A 16,638-nucleotide genomic window follows, 5' to 3' on the forward strand; every position below is an offset into this window, starting at 1 on the left:
TCATGTTCGCTCTCTTATTTATTGACTAGCTTTTGAAGTTTCTTTTTTGACTGGAATGGTTACCTTTATCTCTTTCTGTGGTGCCAACATGTTCAATTCAGTCAAATCAAGATAAAGCCCATATTCTTTAAAAGAAAAATGGTTTAATGATAAAGTCTCTAAATTCTTATCATCAAATTCAAAGGTGGATTGCATGGAAGCTGTCTTTAAATTCGTCACCTTCGCATGGTTACCCTTCAAGTAATATCCGCTTTCATAGTCTGCTTGTGGATCGGGCCATGATTTCATCTTTTCAACATCGCCTAATCCAATGAATTCACCTATATTCTCCATCACATCCTGATCTAATTCTTTTTGATCTACTCCAGTAAATTGATAATCAACAATCACAGAACGGTCTTTTTGCTCTATCTTAATGATTTTGATTCCGATGCCATGGTGTTTTGTTTTGAACTGAACAGGCAGCTTTGTCTTGAGAGGAATGATGTGGCTGTATTCTCGTTCGTATCTCACATCTGTGTAAAATGTCAATTCAGTCGCCTTTGGATTGATCGGCTGATTCAAAATTGTCAAATGATCTTTTCTAGTTTTGTCAGAAGTCAGTTGTTTTTTTCTTAAAACGGTTCCAATCTCAAGCTCATACTCATTCCCTAAATTATCCTTCATTCTATCAATACTAACTCTATCATCTTTGGCAAAACCATTGTAATCAATGGCATATTGAATAGCAGAGCCATTCACTCCATTTTCTACCTTTACGTTTCTTATTTGATAACTTCCATTTAAAATAGACACGTCTTTTTGTCCCGCTAGTAAGGTGGTTTTTTGCTTGACCACAGGTAACTTGAAACGCCAATTCCCTGCAATATCCCCAATCTTCGAAATGACAAGTGGCACTTGCTGACCTTGTTTGATCGTTTGTCCATTTGTATAGACTTCCGTCTGCCCAACATAGTGGCCATCTTTTAATTTTTTCAACTCTGTTTTATCATAATTAAGTTGGAAGTTTCCATCGATTTTTTCTGCATTCACTCTGAACGATACAGAATCTTCTTTTGTATGGAGATTCTCCACCGTAAACGTATAAACAAGCCGCCCGGCATCATAGTACACACTGTTTACTTTCACAGTCACCCCTCTTGATTCAGCCCCCTCATTGACATGCTTCACCAAATCACTCTGAAAAAGAGCCATTCCTACTTTATCGTGAAACATCATATAAAATTGCCCAACAATCGGGACACGTGCCATTGCTGTATTAAGAGAAGGAAAAAGGAAACCTGATGAAAAGTAAAGGACGATGAGAACAATGGCAGAGTATATTGGCGTTCTCCAGTTCCATTTGAACCAGTGTCTTTTTTGTTCCGCTTTTACATCTCCAATGGCTTGACGAATGGCAGAGGTCACTTCAACTGTTGGTACACCAATATCATCATAGAGCTTTTTCATTTCTTTTGTTTCCATTGACACTCTCCTCCTTCTCCAATGTTTGCTTTAATAGCTTTCTTGCTCGATACAAATGAGTTTTGACCGTTCCTTCAGGCACACCCATCTGTTCAGAAATCATTGAAATCGAATAATCTTGAAAATAAAATAGCTGAATCACGAGCTGATATTGCTCATCTAACACTTCAAGTGCATTTTTTAAATCGAGCTTGTCTTCTAAAAAATCATGTCGCTCCACGCTCTCATGATGCTGTTCAAACGGAACAACATCTTGCTGCTTTTTCTTCATCGCAAAAATCGTATGAATCAAAATCCGCGTCAGCTAGGTAGAAAAATAAGCCGGCTCTTTTAAGCCAGATAGATGCTTAAACGCTTTAATGACTGTTTCTTGAACAGCATCTAACGAATCCTCTTTATTTCTTGTGTAGAGAAAAGCCGTTTTATATAAACGCTCCTGATACATCAGCATTAATTTCTCAAATGCCGGGACATTCCCTTTTTGTGCTTTTTTAATTAGACGCACTTGCTTCATCTCACTCACACCTCCTACACCTGTTAGAGCAAGGTTTCTCTCAAACGGTTTCAACAAACGGAAATTTCTTTTCCTTAGCATATGTCGGACAAAAATAGAAAAAGTGAAGAACGAGCCGCAAATAACATGTTGAACATTTGATATAATGGAAGAAATATCTACAAAAAGGAGTAAGTCGATTGTTTCGATTTGAAGAACCTACGTGTGCCAGCTGTAAGAAAAAAATAGAAGGAAACGAGGAAGTGTACGTTAAGTTGGTCTATCCAAAGAGACGAGGGATGACAGAGGTGAAGGCTTGGCTGAGGAATGAAGGGGTTTTTTATTGTAAGGCATGTACAGAACAAAAGACATTGCATGGAGGATAACCAAATGAACAAAATCAACTTTCCACAAACATTTCCAACCATACATACCGAAAGACTAATCTTAAAACAAGCAACGATCGAAGACGCTGAGGATATGCATATCTATTTATCCAATGAAACTGTGTGCCGCTACATGGGCATTGATGCTCATGAAACGATTGAAGACACAAAAGGAGAAATCAAGTGGTATGACAATATCTTCAAGGAACAAACAGGCATCCGCTGGGGCATTTCTCTAAAAGACAATCCAGCCATCATCGGCAGCTGTGGCTTTCTCAATCTAGAAAAACAGCACTGCCGCACGGAAATTGGCTATGAATTGCATCAGGATCATTGGAGAAAAGGCATCATGAAGGAAGCGATTTCTGCGGTGCTACGATATGGATTTCAGGAAATGAACCTGAATCGGATTGAAGCGATCATTGATCCAGCAAATACGTCTTCAGTTCAATTATTGGAGAACTTTGATTTTGTACGAGAGGGTTTATTGCGGGAGTATGATCTTGGTCAGAATGGGTTTGATGATGTGTATATGTATGCGATTTTGAAGAGAGATTACAATACACAATAGATAAATAACAATAATTAGCGAGATGCTCACTCGCTTTTTTTATTTTTACTATTACAACCATTTTAGAGTCATATCAAATTTAAGTTAGTATTGATGGCAAAACAAAAAAGCTGATATCCTAAGCTCCATATCAGCATCATGTTATCTTGCTTATTCACTCATGAAATCCTCTTTCAGTATGCTGTATATTTCTAGATCAACAACTCCTTTGCCAGACCATAAAATAGCTTGTCTAAGCAGTCCTTCTTTGATAAAACCATTTTTCAATAGGACTTTTTTTGATACCTCATTTGCTGGCATGACTTCCGCTTGAATTCTATTAATATCAATCTCTTCAAAAAGAAATTTCACTAGTGTAGAGACAGCTTCTGTTGCGATGCCTTTGCCCCAATGTTCCTCTGCCAAGAAATAACCAATCGTCACCATATTCACTTTTTGATTGAGGTCCATTGTTTCGATGATACCAACTAGCGTATGAGGATTATCCTTTTGAAAGATTCCCCATTTCACTCTGCTTTTCTTCGTATAATCTCGTTCAAAATGTCCAATCATTTTTTTTACCGTTTGGAGATTATGTTTGGGAATGATCCCACAATACTGAAAGACTGTGTCATTGTCGTAAATTGAAAATAACTCTGGCAAATGACGCTCTTCCACCTTATTTAGCAATATATTCTTTGACGCAACTACAGGAAAAGTTCCAAACAGACTTTCTATTTGCATCTCTTAATCCCCCTTATTCCTCGATAGGAATATAGATTTTCATTTTGATATCGTTCGGGCCATTCGAATGTAAGACATCTGTTATTTCAAAATCTGGTCCACTCGTTCTTTCATAATTAGAATTTGGAAGCCAGCTACCATAGATATATCTTCTAGTGTTTTGCACCATTTCATGAGATCCACTCACTTTAAATTCTGCATATTTCCCCTCAGGAATCACTATTTTTACAAACCCTTCATTTAATTCTATATCGAAATCCTCCACTTCTTCCCCTACCACAAACGAAAAATGGCCATCATCTTGAAAAGAAGTAGATATACCATAAGCCATATGAGGTGCTATTTTCTTTTGAATCTGTTGATAATACTCCTTTTTTCCAAAATCCATATAAAACAAAGGAATGTCAGTGAAATATTCCTCGTTTTGAAGATTAGTTTGATACTCGTAACCAATGATATAAAAATTGCCTAATTGAGTGATAACAGGTTTATTCATATTGAGTTCACTGTCTAGCTTAGATTGGTACGCTAAAAAATCCATTTTGTTTTGTTGCTTTAACACCATTTCCTCTTTTCTAAACCTACCTGGTGTCACCCCAAAGAATTGTAAAAAAGCACGAGTAAACGCTTCTTGAGAGCCATATTGGAAAGCAATCGCTATGTGTAAAATGTTCTGTTTTGTTTCTTTCAGTAACCTAGCAGCTTCAGAAAGCCTTCTATTTCTGATATACTCTTGCACAGAAAAACCTGTAATAGCTTGAAACAGACGCTGAAAATGAAACGCTGAAAAGCAGGATTTCGAGGAAATATCCTTTATACTTATATTGTTTTGGAGATTCTCCTCAATAAACTCTATCGAATGTTGTATTCTCTCATAGTAATCCATTGTTTCTCCCCCCTCTATCTTTATTTTATTACTTACCTCATCTTTTTTTTGATCATTTGTGCTAATTGTTTATTTTTTAATAGCCTCTCACTTATTTTTTCTTAAAAAGCTTGTATTTCTGTCTCTATTCTTTGATATTGAACATAGCACAAAAAGTCAAGTTTCCTCAAAAGCATTTGCGCTATACTAAACTCGTAAGGCAAGGAGGTGCTCGGTTGTCCTATCAAGAACATGAGAAAACGATTCAAGAAACATTAAATTATATTGAACAGCATCTGAAAGATGATTTACCGCTTCAAACTCTAGCGAAACACGCTGGTTATTCTAGGTTTCACATTCACCGTTTGTTCAAAAGAGTGATTAAGAAATCAGTTGTGGATTATATAAGGGAACGACGGATGACCCAAGCGGCGAAGGATTTAATTCATACAGACCAAAGGGCGATTGATATCGCATTGCAGTATCGATTTGGTTCACAGGAATCCTTTACTAGAGCCTTTAAGAAGATATATGACATGTCACCCGCACGTTATCGGAAGTTACTAAGGAATGTCATTGATGAGGAGGAAACAGATATGGCTGATCATCAGAACACACCTACTGGCTGGATTATGACGGGGGATACCCCATCTGATTATGAAACAGGTTTGGATAACAGAATTGTACACAGTGGTACTACCTCAGCTTACCTGAAATCAAAGGATGAAAAAGCACGAGGATTCGCGACATTGATGCAGCAAATCAAGTCTGATCGTTACCGAGGAGAACGCCTTCAATTTTCTGCTTTTGTCAAAAGCGAAGATGTGAAAGGTTCAGCTGGTTTATGGATGAGAATAGATCATTCTTCAGGTGAAGTTCTTGCGTTTGACAACATGATGAACCGCCCCATTACAGGAACAAATGGATGGAATCATTTTAGTGTAGTATTGGATGTTCCAGTAAAAAGTGAAGTGATTGCGTTTGGCATATTACTACATGGTCAAGGTCAAATTTGGATGGACGAACTTCGTTTTAAAACGGTAGATGAAAGTGTGCCAGTGACAGAACAAAATACTGTGGATCATTTAGAGGATGAACCAGTGAATTTAAATTTTGAAGGCTAGCAGACTGAATTTAAGAGGAGGTTAATTGCCATAAAAAAAATTGGTGCGATTTTATTGTTCGCTATGAATTCACTCACCTTTATTTGTGGCCTTGGATTTTTATTTGGTGAAGAGGATTAAAAATGAAGATAAGACATCCATAGGACAAAAAAAATCAATTGAAAAAGATATCCCTGTCACTATCTCTTTTTTATAGACTTGGTATAATAGAAAAAATCAGAAAAATTAGAATGCGATGATAAGGAATAGTACTTGCCGAAATGTTTTCAGAAAGTTGCTGGCTGATGAGAAGCAATAACAAAAGGCAGGGAACTCACCTTAGAGTAGCCTTAGTGAAATGAAAAGGATTGATGTAGTTAAGGTCGGCACCCCACCGTTATATGGGAAGGATATAAGATCAAACAATCTGTATCCGAATAAGGGCATGATAATGTTTGTTTATCATGAAACAGGGGTGGTACCGCGTAAGAAGTAGTCTTTCGTCTCCAAGTTAAATCTTGGGGATGAAAGGCTTTTTTTATATTCCAATTACAGGAGGAATCGATGATGTTTAATCACAAAAAATACGAAAAGAAATACTTTTTGCCACCGAACCTTACTTATGATTGGGTGAAGAAAGAAACATTAGAAAGTGCTCCGATATGGTGCAGTGTGGACTTACGGGATGGTAATCAAGCATTACCTATTCCTATGAACTTAGAAGAGAAATTGGAAATGTTTCAGTTACTAGTAGAGATCGGTTTTAAAGAAATTGAAATCGCATTTCCAGCTGCTTCTGATACGGAGTTTAGGCTGTTACGGACACTGATTGATCATCATATGATTCCAGACGATGTCACGATTATGGTGATTACGCAAGCGAGAGAGCATATTATCCGCCGAACCTTCGAAGCCATTAAGGGGGTGCCGAAAGCGATTGTTCATTTATATAATTCGACTTCAGAAGCGCAGCGCAGACAAGTATTTAAGAAAACAAAAGATGAAATTAAACAAATTGCCATTGATGGAGCTATTTTAGTAAAAGAACTTGCCGAAAAAACAAATAGTGATATTTATTTTCAATATAGTCCAGAAAGCTTTCCAGGAACAGAAGTTGATTATGCGTTAGATATTTGTAATAGTGTTTTAGATATTTGGAAACCGACACCAAATCATAAAGCAATCATCAATATTCCGACAACAGTTGAATATTCAATGCCTCATATCTTTGCAAGTCAGATTGAGTATATACACAAAAATCTGTCTTACCGAGACAGTGTGACATTATCTGTTCATCCTCATAATGACCGTGGCTCTGGGGTGAGTGATGCAGAATTTGGTGTTCTGGCTGGCGCAGAAAGAGTCGAAGGTACATTATTTGGTATCGGTGAACGTACAGGGAACGTAGACTTGATTACCTTGGCGATGAATATGTATTCACAAGGTTATGATCCAAAATTGAATTTCAATAACCTAGAAGCTATTCGTGAAAAATATGAAAAACTAACAAAAATCACTGTTCCTGAGAGGCAGCCCTATTCTGGGGAGATGGTTTTCACCGCATTCTCTGGGTCACATCAAGATGCGATATCTAAAGGGATGAAATATAGAAAAGAAAATAATGTTGATAAATGGGACGTTCCGTATATCCCAGTAGATCCAGTTGACTTGGGGAGGAACTATCAAACGGATGTGATTCGAATTAATAGCCAGTCTGGAAAAGGCGGCATAGGCTATATACTAGAAACAAATTATGGCATTAAACTTCCTTATCAAATGAATGAAGCCATGGGATATGCAGCGAAAAAAGTATCTGATCAGACAAATAGGGAATTGTCTATCGAAGAAATATATCATGTTTTTGAAAAGCAGTATGTTGATTTTCACCCTCATTTCCAGCTGCTTGATTATCAATTTAATAAGGGAAATAAGCAGGAAGTCACCTTAACTTTGCTGAGAGATCAGCAACAAATTGACATACAAGGAACTGGCACTGGAAGTTTAGATGCCATCAGTAATGCGTTAAAAGCATATTTTCATCTCGAGTATGTTTTGGAAGTCTATGAACAGAATTCTTTGGGCAAGGATTCCGAAGCAAAAGCCTGTGCACAGATTGGAATTTCATCTCAAGGAAAAATGCATTGGGGTGCGGGAATTGATAAAGATATTATAGAAGCAACAGTGAAGGCCCTGGTGGTGGCAGTAAATAAACTAGAGGTTTGGATGTAGATGGAAAAAGATAAACTTGAAAAACATGAAGTGATGCAATATTTAAGAGAATATAACGAACAAGAAATCTTTTATCAACAATACCAACAGAATAAGCATGACAATACATCATTGCAATTATTTTTGAAGGATTATGATAAACACAGTCTAATGCATAAACAAATATATATAGAAGAATTTTTGCTAAAAGGACAGAATGAATTTGAAAAGGAAGATACCATGTGGTTAGATCAGGAGAAAGATATCGAAGTGAGAAAGTATAGCCGTTTTATGCCCCAATTGTCGGCTATCCATGATTTCTTTGAGATGATCTATGTTCTGGAAAATGAGATGTATGTAGAAGTGGAAGGCAAAAAAATGGCTTTAAAATCAGGAGATATTGCCTTTATCCCACCTAACACAATACACAAGCCAATTGTAATGGAGAATACAATCGCCATGCAAATCATGATCCGTAAGAGTACTTTTCAAAAAGTGTTTTTTAAAATGTTAAAAGGAAATCATGTCATTTCAGAGTTCTTTTTGAATGCATTGTATATAAAAGAAAATAAAAATATTCTTATTTTCCATAGTCACTTGGATAAACATTTGCTAGACTGCTCTCTTCAACTATTTGCAGAAAATTATAATCGGTTCCCTAGTTACCAGTTGATTATGAATAATTTGTTTGAGATATTATTATGTCTCTTATTAAGATTCAAACCAAGCCATATGAACGTCAATCAGGTCAAACAATCTAGTGATATACGTATGATTCAAATGCTACAATATATTCAGCAATGTTGTGAGCATATCACCATCCAAGAGATGGCAGAGAAATTTAACCTTTCACAATCTTATCTGTCAATATATAGCTCGTAAGCTTGGCAAATCTTTTCGTGAGATTCGACAAGAAATAAGATTGGAAAAAGCCTGCGAAATGCTCACTGGTAGCCATTTACAAGTAGATCATATTGCGGCAGCCGTTGGTTATCAAAATGCAGAGCATTTCATTCGTTTATTTAAGAAAAAGTATCACCTAACACCACATCAATATCGTTTAAAAAATAGATCATGTCAAATCAATACAAATAAAAAGGAGAAATGATCATGTCAATCAAAAAAGTAAAAGATTATTTTAAACAATATGATATGGATACTCGAATTCAAGAATTTTCAGTATCTAGTGCAACCGTAGACTTGGCTGCTTCTGCACTGGGCTGCGAACCTGAAAGAATCGCAAAAACACTCTCCTTTCTAGTAAATGGACAAGCTATTTTAGTTGTGACCTCTGGCGATGCAAAAGTTGATAATAAAAAATTCAAGGAATATTTTAAAACAAAAGCTAAAATGCTTTCTCCTCATGAGGTTGTTGACTTGGTCGGTCATGAAATTGGCGGAGTATGTCCTTTCGCTACAAAGAATGGCGTTTCTGTTTATTTAGATATTTCACTAAAACGTTTTGAGACAGTCTATCCAGCCTGCGGGAGCAGTAACAGTGCTATTGAACTCACAATAAAACAATTAGAAAAACACTCCGGTTATTCACAATGGATTGATGTGTGTAAAGGATGGAATGATGAATGAACACAATAAAATGGAAGGAACAAGTGCAATTAAACATAAAAAAGAGCTAGAAACCCTTGATACACAAAGGTTTCTAGCTCTTTTAGGATTTCAGGAAGTATTAAAAACTATAAAAACATGAAAATTGATAAAAAGTGTACCACGACTGTGCCACTGATTTTAATAAATCAGAAAGCTGGAATGATTTCTTATTTCAGCTTTCGTTTTGAATAAAGGTTTATCACTTCTCCCCTATCTTATAGAAGACAAACCAAATCAGACATTTATTTTGAGCGTCTTTTCAATAATGAAAACTATATTTCTACTATAATCAACGTGCTATAATATTAACATATATAGAATCTCTGGAGTTGATATTTTATGCCAATTAAAGCATTAGTTGTTGGAGTGAGTGATTATTCAGCTATCAGGCAAAGCGATCTTCCCTTTTGTGTTAATGATATAGCAGCTGTTACTAAAGCTTTGATTGATGGATTATCAGTAGAAAAAGAAAATATTTTCACATTAGGTAATGAAGGTGTTGTTAATACATCAGATTTTATTGAAACACTCCATCTTATGATAGCCAATATTAAAGAAGATGATACTTTTATTTTGTACTTCTCTGGACATGGAGGAAACTTACCTGATGAGCACCATTTATTATTTAGCGACAAACCAATTAGTACACAAGTAATTATTAAATTTTTAGACTCTATATCTTCTAAAAATAAGTTAATAATTTTAGATAGTTGCATGTCTGGAAATTTTAGAGTTGAAGAAACTTCTGTTTTTGATTTAAACGCAAACGTTATTGATTTTTTTGGAACAGGGTATGCAGTTATTTCCTCAAGTAATGCTACTCAATATTCTTGGGGACACCCAGCTAAACCACTTAGCTTATTTACAAGTTTTCTATGTGAAGCTCTCACAGATAGATTATTAATCAAAAAGGGAAACAAATCTTTGTATGATATTCAAAAATTACTTTTTCTATACTTGGATATTTGGAATAAAAACAATCCGGATATAATGCAGAAACCTATTTTTAGGGCAAATATAGGTGGAACAATACTATTTCCCGTTGAAGCATACACCCCTTATCAATCAGAAACTTATTATTATGAATCTGAAGATTATATTATTTATGATGTAGAACCATCGCATAGCTCTATAGCAAAAAGATATTCAGTTAAAATAATTCTAAAAAGCCCTTTTTCATTTGAAAAAATTTCCAATATAAATCATGAAATAGTTAAAAGAGTAAGTGGGTTAGAAATATATAAAGATAAACGCGAAGAAAATAAATGGAAAAATAAAACACCAAATATTATCTTCTCCTATTTTGGTAGAGATGAATTTGATATAATTAATACTAATTATATTTGTCATACAACTTGGGTAGATGAAACTCAAGACAAAAATTGGTGGTATAGATTATCTGGCACATGCGAAATTATAAATGACATACATTTTAATTTCCATACTTACTACAACACCTTGAAAATATTTCAACAAGATAATACAGGTGAAGAAATCTCTGTTATATCACAAACTAAAGAAATAATTAGCAATCTAATCTCTTTATCAGAAAAGGTTATTAGAAATTATAATGAGTTTTTAAATGAAACAAAAACTGAGGATGAATTTGTGCAAGAATTGAACAAACTAGTGCCATTTATTGATAAATGGTATTTTGCAGTATCAGAACTTGATCTCCCTCCCAAAGAATTGAAAAATTGGTCCTTAGCTTGTTCAGGGCTTGCAGGAACAATTCATGATTTTACCTTGTTTTATAATGATCATGGTTTAACTACAAGGACTTTTGATAATAGAATTGCATGTATGAATATTACTAAAGATAGATATTATAAAGAATTAGAAAACCTCCTCACAGAAGAACAACTAGTTAGCTCTTGGCTATATAGTTCATCAGATCAATAAATGAAAATATTTTTATAGATAAGGTCTTTATATTTGTACGTTTTTTAAAATTCTAAAAGCTTTAAACTAATAACTGTTCAATTATGAGAAAACAATGTGATCATTAGATCCTCCCCTTAAATAGGGAATTTGATACAAGAATATATCCCTTTCTTAGATTTGATTCTCTCAAATTTCACTGATAGAAGTACAACAGTGGGTGGAAAGACTCCATTAGATTTACTGTTACTTGGTAAAAATTCTTCAATATGAAATTCTCTTAATCGAAAATCTATACTACCATTCTGTTGAAATTATTGGAAAACAATGTTATTGAAATTTTGATTATTAGCTAGTATAGAAATTAGGCAACAAAGATAAGTTATATTCTGCAAGGAGGGGAGCAAAATAGAGTCAATAAAGCCTAATGAACAAGAAAAAGAAGCATTGTTGCTATTTTATAATAGATTCTATAATTTATTTGAAGAAATTGTTAATGATGATTTTCTCAATAAAAAAGCAAATGCAAGATTTTTTAAACTGAGGGAAGCTTTCTCAATATACAAAGAACTATTAAGCTATGAGCCAATAAAAATCTATCTTGAATGGATGAAAAAAGGTGGGAGACCTCATTTTGAAGGTGTTATTGCAGATGATTTATTTAGTTTTATAAGGAATTTATTATTGCACTTTCCCATCTTTGACACTTGGGATGAAGTATATATAAATAAAAACTTAGCTACATGGAGTAAAGTAGGACAAATAGATAAATTCTTAAACAAGTGTATTAAACTAAAAATTGATGGTAAAGGTACAGTGAAATATAGAATATGGGAAGAAAAAAACAAAAAATGACCTATTTTGATGTGAACTTTCCCGAAAAATATGATGATAATATTATTTATTTAAAAGATATCATCACTGAAGAAGTAGGAACAAAATTCTGTATGGCTTTAATGAGAGAAATACTGGATATTCAAGTAGAAAACCCAGAGGAACCAATAATAAGAATCATGTCTCAAGTATACTTCCCTAGTGGAAAATAGAAAAACTCAATTTTTCGAACAAGTTTAATTCCAGATATTCAAGCAGTAATCTCTTAAGGGTTTACTGTTTTTTTTATCTCTTATTAGAAACGAGATGATACCAAAATGTTGATAAAAATTAATATTACTAACTTAATAATCGCAATAATTCTGATAAACAGGTCTTTAAAAAGAGAGAGATTGGTTTTCACACAATACCCCTCTTTTTTCTCCGCTTCCTCTGGCAGGATTTTGGTTTAGAGCCTATCACCGTCAAATCAACGTTTTCACTTCTAATCACCCTAGTGAATTATTCCCACTCAGTACTTCGCCAATACAATATAGTGCAATACCGTTGATAAGCAGACACTAGTTAAATCGGAAGTTGCATGGGACTGCCACTTATATTGTTTTTATTAATGCACCACTTTGATAACGGTTATCTACTTCTAAACACTTCTTACTACTGTTCACACGACTCATTATACTAGTGGAAATTCTCAATTCTAGAAATATGCAGTACTGGAAAATAAATAGATTTGTAATTGCGCAAGTGGTATAATAACGGAAGTTAGAAATCGAAATTTTAATAACAATCAGATGAATAAAATTTTTCTTTAAAATTAGGAGGGTTAAAATTATGGTAAGATGCACAGCACCAGTTAATGGTCATCGTACAGCAAGTGGAAGAGCAAGCTGTCCAGCTTGTGGCGGAGGTGGTTACCGAGGTTATCACTCTCATTCCTCGTATCCTTCCTCATTTTCCTCACTATCCAGCAGTTCGACAAGCCGTAGCAGTGGTGGAGGACAAACCAGGACAAAAGCACGTTGGTCGTCAGCAGGCTCTACTATTCTATATACCCCTGCGGAAATTCGAACGCTTACTCCTGTACGAGAAAATGTTGAGAAGCGTTCAGAATTGCCAGATCTACGAGATGTTTTTCTCTGTCACGCTTGGGACGACCGTAAAGGGGCAGCCAAAGAATTACACGACATACTTGAATCTAAAGGTGTAACTGTTTGGTTCAGTGAAAAGGATGTTCTGTTAGGTTCGTCATTACTTCGTGAAATTGATAAAGGATTGGTAAAATCTCGTGTTGGTATTGTATTGGTCACACCCTCATTTCTTGAACGTGTTAAAAGAGAAGGAGTAGCAGATAAAGAACTTTCAGCTTTGCTTGCTCGTGATTTGCTTGTACCAATTATACATGATACGACTTTTGAAGATTTACGTGAAGTTAGTCCGTTACTTGGCTCGCGGAGTGGCTTAAGCACTATTGAGGAATCAATAGAAGAAGTTGCGGATAAATTAGCAGAATTAGTTGCTGTATAATTATATAAAAATAGTATAAAAATCAGTTTACCTACATACACATTGGATTTATTAATGCCTTGCTAGGATTAAGTAATCCGTTTCACCACTAATTTAATACTTTTGAATGAGTCTTGATACGACTATACATCCTAGAAAAATTAAGAACAATAAAAGATACGTCCATTATGAAAATTAAATATGAAATAGTTAGTAGTTAGGCACTTCAAATTGAGGTGTCTATTTTTTGTGTAATTATTTAGAAACAGACAGTTTTTTTTGCCAAATAAAAAAAGGAGAACGCTGCATAATGTCTATGAACGAACAAGAAATATACGAAGATAAAATCTTGGAATGGATTGAAGATCATTTCGTCATGAATGAGGTTGAAATTGAAGATTACCCATTTTTGCTGCATGGAAAATTGATTCGTGATAAACAAGGAGAAACAATGGTTATTTTGGTGTGTGATTTATGGGCGTGTAGATTACCGTTTTCAAGACGCATAAGGAAAGGAGTGGTTACTCATGCAGATGTCTTATTCTTATTCTTGTTCCTCTCCCTTCTACCTTTGTTTCTTCTATTGACTACAAGGAAAAGTAAAAACAAGAAAAGAGGTATTTATAATTGAGTTAAAATACGTCATTCCCAACATGGAAAAAACATTTGGAAACTTAGAATACGCAGGAGAAGGCAAAGTTGAACAGCGGCGTATCAATGGTCGCATGACGACACTTATCTCGCAGTAATAATTTGTATTCTGATATTCAACGAGCAGATGATATTGAATTCATACTCCCTAATGAAGCTAGGGAAAAATTCTTTGAATATGAGGAAAAAGTAAAATTAGTCAATGCACGTATTACCGTAGAAGGTTATAAAATCGAGGTCAAATTGACGACATCCTTTCCCTTTCAGTTCAAGTAAACAACCTCTATAATCATCTGGCGTTCTACTATTTGAATAAACCAATGCAGATATCACGCTCCAATAATACGATTGACAATTTCAATTTATTATTATCTGGCTTTTATTCATGACAGGTATGCGTATTGGTGAGGCTTCTGCTTTACAATGGGATGATGTAGATTTTGATGAATGAACATTAAACATTTCTAAAACGCTATATTATAAGAATGATTCCAATTACCGTTTTACAGAACCTAAAACAAGTGATGATACACAACTTGAACATTACAGCAGCAACCAATATATGAACACCACTTATCAAAGCGTGCCATAACTGTGCCATGAAAAATATAAAAGCCCTAAAAACCCTGTTTTACCAAGGCTTTTAGGGCACCTGTTACTATTCCCACTCAATCGTAGCAGGCGGCTTACTCGTAATATCATACACCACGCGGTTAATATGCTTCACTTCATTCACGATACGAGTCGAGATCTTCTCAAGTACATCCCAAGGGATTCTTGCCCAGTCACTTGTCATACCGTCAATAGACGTAACAGCACGGATACCGATTGTGTAGTCGTATGTTCTTGCATCACCCATAACACCTACGCTGCGGATGTCTGGGAGAACCGTGAAGTATTGCCAGATGTCGCGCTCAAGGCCGAAGTTGGCAATTTCTTCGCGTAGAATCGCATCCGATTCACGGACGATTTCTAGTTTTTCTTCAGAAATTTCACCTAGTACACGGATACCTAGTCCTGGACCTGGGAATGGCTGTCTCCAGACAATGTCATCAGGAATGCCAAGCTCTGAACCTAAGGCACGGACTTCATCCTTGAATAGCGTATTGAGTGGCTCAATCAATTCGAACTGCATGTCTTCTGGAAGACCGCCTACGTTGTGGTGAGATTTGATTGTTTGTGCTGTTGCTGTTCCGCTCTCAATGATGTCTGTGTAAAGTGTTCCTTGTGCTAAGTAGTCGATTCCTTTTAGCTTGTCCGCTTCGTCATCGAATACATAGATGAATTCGTTACCGATGATTTTACGTTTTTGCTCAGGATCAGACACACCTTTTAGCTTGTTTAAGAAACGATCTTTTGCATCTACTTTAATCACGTTCATGTTGAAACCTTCGCTAAATGTTTTCATAACCCCTTCTGCTTCGCCTTTGCGAAGAAGACCGTGGTCAACGAAAATACATGTCAGCTGATCGCCGATGGCTTTGTGAATCAATACCGCCACAACAGATGAATCGACACCGCCGCTTAGTGCGCACAATACTTGCTTGTCGCCTACTGTTTCACGGATTTTCTGCATTTCGATTTCAATGAAGTTTTCCATTGACCATTTGCCATCGCAATCACACACACCGAAGACAAAGTTTTTCAATAGGTCATTTCCGTACTCAGAGTGACGAACCTCTGGATGGAACTGAACGCCATAGAAATTTTTCTCAGCTAAGCTCATCGCTGAGTTTGGACAATGTGCACTTGTTGCATCGACTGTAAAGCCCTCTGGTACTTCAACTACGAGGTCACCATGGCTCATCCAAACGACTTGATTCGTTGGAAGGTCTTTGAATAAAGCAGGTGTTCCGTTAATATGAATATCTGCTTTTCCATATTCACGCTGGCTGGCCGCTTCTACTTTCCCGCCTAAATAGTGAGTCATGAGCTGCATGCCGTAGCAAATGCCTAGAACCGGAATGTCTAGATCAAAAATCTTTTCATCACAGCGGAAAGACCCTTCATCATAAACACTGTTTGGTCCACCAGAAAGGATGATTCCTTTAGGCGCCATTTCTTTAATTTCTTCAGCAGTTAAAGTGTGCGGATGAAGCTCACTGTACACACCAAATTCACGAATACGGCGTGTGATCAACTGATTGTACTGACTGCCGAAATCGAGAACCAAAATCATTTCATTTACTAAATTTGTCATGGTGTCACCTCTATGTCCAATATAGTTTTTTATAAACGCACAGAAAAAATGAGAGGAGAAAACCTGCTCTCAGTGTGAATCACGCTTTTGAAGCGCCCAGACTCACATCCGAACGCTTCAATTTCATGTATTTTAGAAGGTTTTAATA

Annotated in this window: 15 protein-coding genes, 4 pseudogenes and 1 other annotated feature; of the genes and pseudogenes, 14 read left to right on the plus strand and 5 right to left on the minus strand. The window is 35.7% G+C overall.

All coding sequences use genetic code 11. The features are described 5' to 3' along the window. Window positions 1-18: 18 nt before the first annotated feature. Both V6Z54_RS04220 and V6Z54_RS04225 read right to left on the minus strand, forming a co-directional pair. Complete coding sequence (locus V6Z54_RS04220; RefSeq protein WP_338527739.1) at window positions 19-1,464, minus strand: DUF4179 domain-containing protein; 1,446 nt, start codon at window positions 1,462-1,464, stop codon at window positions 19-21. Continuing rightward, window positions 1,433-1,978, minus strand: a pseudogene (locus V6Z54_RS04225) (sigma-70 family RNA polymerase sigma factor). Before V6Z54_RS04225 ends, V6Z54_RS04220 begins: the two are co-directional and overlap by 32 nt. A 179-nt stretch (window positions 1,979-2,157) precedes the next feature. Between V6Z54_RS04225 and V6Z54_RS04230 the strand changes: the two are divergent. Both V6Z54_RS04230 and V6Z54_RS04235 read left to right on the plus strand, forming a co-directional pair. Then, on the plus strand, window positions 2,158-2,343 hold the full coding sequence (locus tag V6Z54_RS04230; RefSeq protein WP_041087052.1) for a hypothetical protein: 186 nt from the start codon (window positions 2,158-2,160) through the stop codon (window positions 2,341-2,343). A 4-nt stretch (window positions 2,344-2,347) separates the two neighbouring features. Then, window positions 2,348-2,914: a GNAT family protein gene (locus tag V6Z54_RS04235; protein ID WP_073979917.1), complete on the plus strand. Its 567-nt coding sequence runs from the start codon at window positions 2,348-2,350 to the stop codon at window positions 2,912-2,914. A gap of 150 nt (window positions 2,915-3,064) precedes the next feature. Here V6Z54_RS04235 and V6Z54_RS04240 read toward each other — a convergent pair whose 3' ends face one another. Beyond that, entirely contained in the window at window positions 3,065-3,637 is a 573-nt protein-coding gene (locus V6Z54_RS04240; RefSeq protein ID WP_041087048.1) for a GNAT family protein, read from the minus strand. A gap of 13 nt (window positions 3,638-3,650) precedes the next feature. Continuing rightward, on the minus strand, window positions 3,651-4,523 hold the full coding sequence (locus V6Z54_RS04245; protein WP_041087046.1) for an AraC family transcriptional regulator: 873 nt from the start codon (window positions 4,521-4,523) through the stop codon (window positions 3,651-3,653). 215 nt (window positions 4,524-4,738) lie between these two features. On the opposite strand from V6Z54_RS04245, the gene V6Z54_RS04250 reads away from it, so the two are divergent. The 12 genes and pseudogenes from V6Z54_RS04250 to V6Z54_RS04305 form a co-directional block, all read left to right on the plus strand. Then, on the plus strand, window positions 4,739-5,626 hold the full coding sequence (locus V6Z54_RS04250; protein WP_041087044.1) for an AraC family transcriptional regulator: 888 nt from the start codon (window positions 4,739-4,741) through the stop codon (window positions 5,624-5,626). 226 nt (window positions 5,627-5,852) lie between these two features. Continuing rightward, window positions 5,853-6,116, plus strand: a binding site (T-box leader). 56 nt (window positions 6,117-6,172) lie between these two features. Continuing rightward, a complete protein-coding gene (locus V6Z54_RS04255; protein ID WP_041087042.1) occupies window positions 6,173-7,834 on the plus strand; it encodes a 2-isopropylmalate synthase in 1,662 nt (553 codons plus the stop codon). Beyond that, a pseudogene (locus V6Z54_RS04260) lies at window positions 7,835-8,921 on the plus strand (AraC family transcriptional regulator). Window positions 8,922-8,923: 2 nt separating this feature from the next. Then, window positions 8,924-9,400, plus strand: coding sequence for a YbaK/EbsC family protein (locus tag V6Z54_RS04265; RefSeq protein WP_212040323.1), 477 nt, complete (start codon window positions 8,924-8,926; stop codon window positions 9,398-9,400). Continuing rightward, on the plus strand, window positions 9,393-9,521 hold the full coding sequence (locus tag V6Z54_RS04270; protein WP_269104181.1) for a hypothetical protein: 129 nt from the start codon (window positions 9,393-9,395) through the stop codon (window positions 9,519-9,521). The genes V6Z54_RS04265 and V6Z54_RS04270 overlap by 8 nt, the downstream gene beginning before the upstream one ends. A gap of 239 nt (window positions 9,522-9,760) precedes the next feature. Next, window positions 9,761-11,323, plus strand: a complete 1,563-nt coding sequence (locus V6Z54_RS04275; protein ID WP_099662970.1) for a caspase family protein — start codon at window positions 9,761-9,763, stop codon at window positions 11,321-11,323. A gap of 429 nt (window positions 11,324-11,752) precedes the next feature. Continuing rightward, on the plus strand, window positions 11,753-12,157 hold the full coding sequence (locus V6Z54_RS04280; RefSeq protein ID WP_338527740.1) for a hypothetical protein: 405 nt from the start codon (window positions 11,753-11,755) through the stop codon (window positions 12,155-12,157). After that, entirely contained in the window at window positions 12,133-12,348 is a 216-nt protein-coding gene (locus V6Z54_RS04285) for a hypothetical protein (protein ID WP_269104182.1), read from the plus strand. Before V6Z54_RS04280 ends, V6Z54_RS04285 begins: the two co-directional genes overlap by 25 nt. Before the next feature lie 619 nt (window positions 12,349-12,967). Further along, window positions 12,968-13,660: a toll/interleukin-1 receptor domain-containing protein gene (locus V6Z54_RS04290; RefSeq protein ID WP_099662968.1), complete on the plus strand. Its 693-nt coding sequence runs from the start codon at window positions 12,968-12,970 to the stop codon at window positions 13,658-13,660. Between the two features lie 289 nt (window positions 13,661-13,949). Continuing rightward, on the plus strand, window positions 13,950-14,270 hold the full coding sequence (locus V6Z54_RS04295; RefSeq protein WP_338527741.1) for a hypothetical protein: 321 nt from the start codon (window positions 13,950-13,952) through the stop codon (window positions 14,268-14,270). Continuing rightward, window positions 14,266-14,566, plus strand: a pseudogene (locus V6Z54_RS04300) (DUF961 family protein). The gene V6Z54_RS04295 and the pseudogene V6Z54_RS04300 overlap by 5 nt, the downstream one beginning before the upstream one ends. 79 nt (window positions 14,567-14,645) lie before the next feature. Next, window positions 14,646-14,810 (plus strand): annotated as a pseudogene (locus V6Z54_RS04305) (tyrosine-type recombinase/integrase); the annotation flags it as partial. A gap of 138 nt (window positions 14,811-14,948) precedes the next feature. On the opposite strand, the gene guaA reads toward V6Z54_RS04305, so the two are convergent. After that, window positions 14,949-16,490: a glutamine-hydrolyzing GMP synthase gene (guaA, locus tag V6Z54_RS04310; RefSeq protein ID WP_338527742.1), complete on the minus strand. Its 1,542-nt coding sequence runs from the start codon at window positions 16,488-16,490 to the stop codon at window positions 14,949-14,951. Window positions 16,491-16,638 lie beyond the last annotated feature (148 nt).

The organism is Bacillus sp. MAG717A (assembly GCF_036884855.1).
In the GTDB taxonomy this organism is placed as follows: domain Bacteria; phylum Bacillota; class Bacilli; order Bacillales; family Bacillaceae; genus Bacillus; species Bacillus safensis.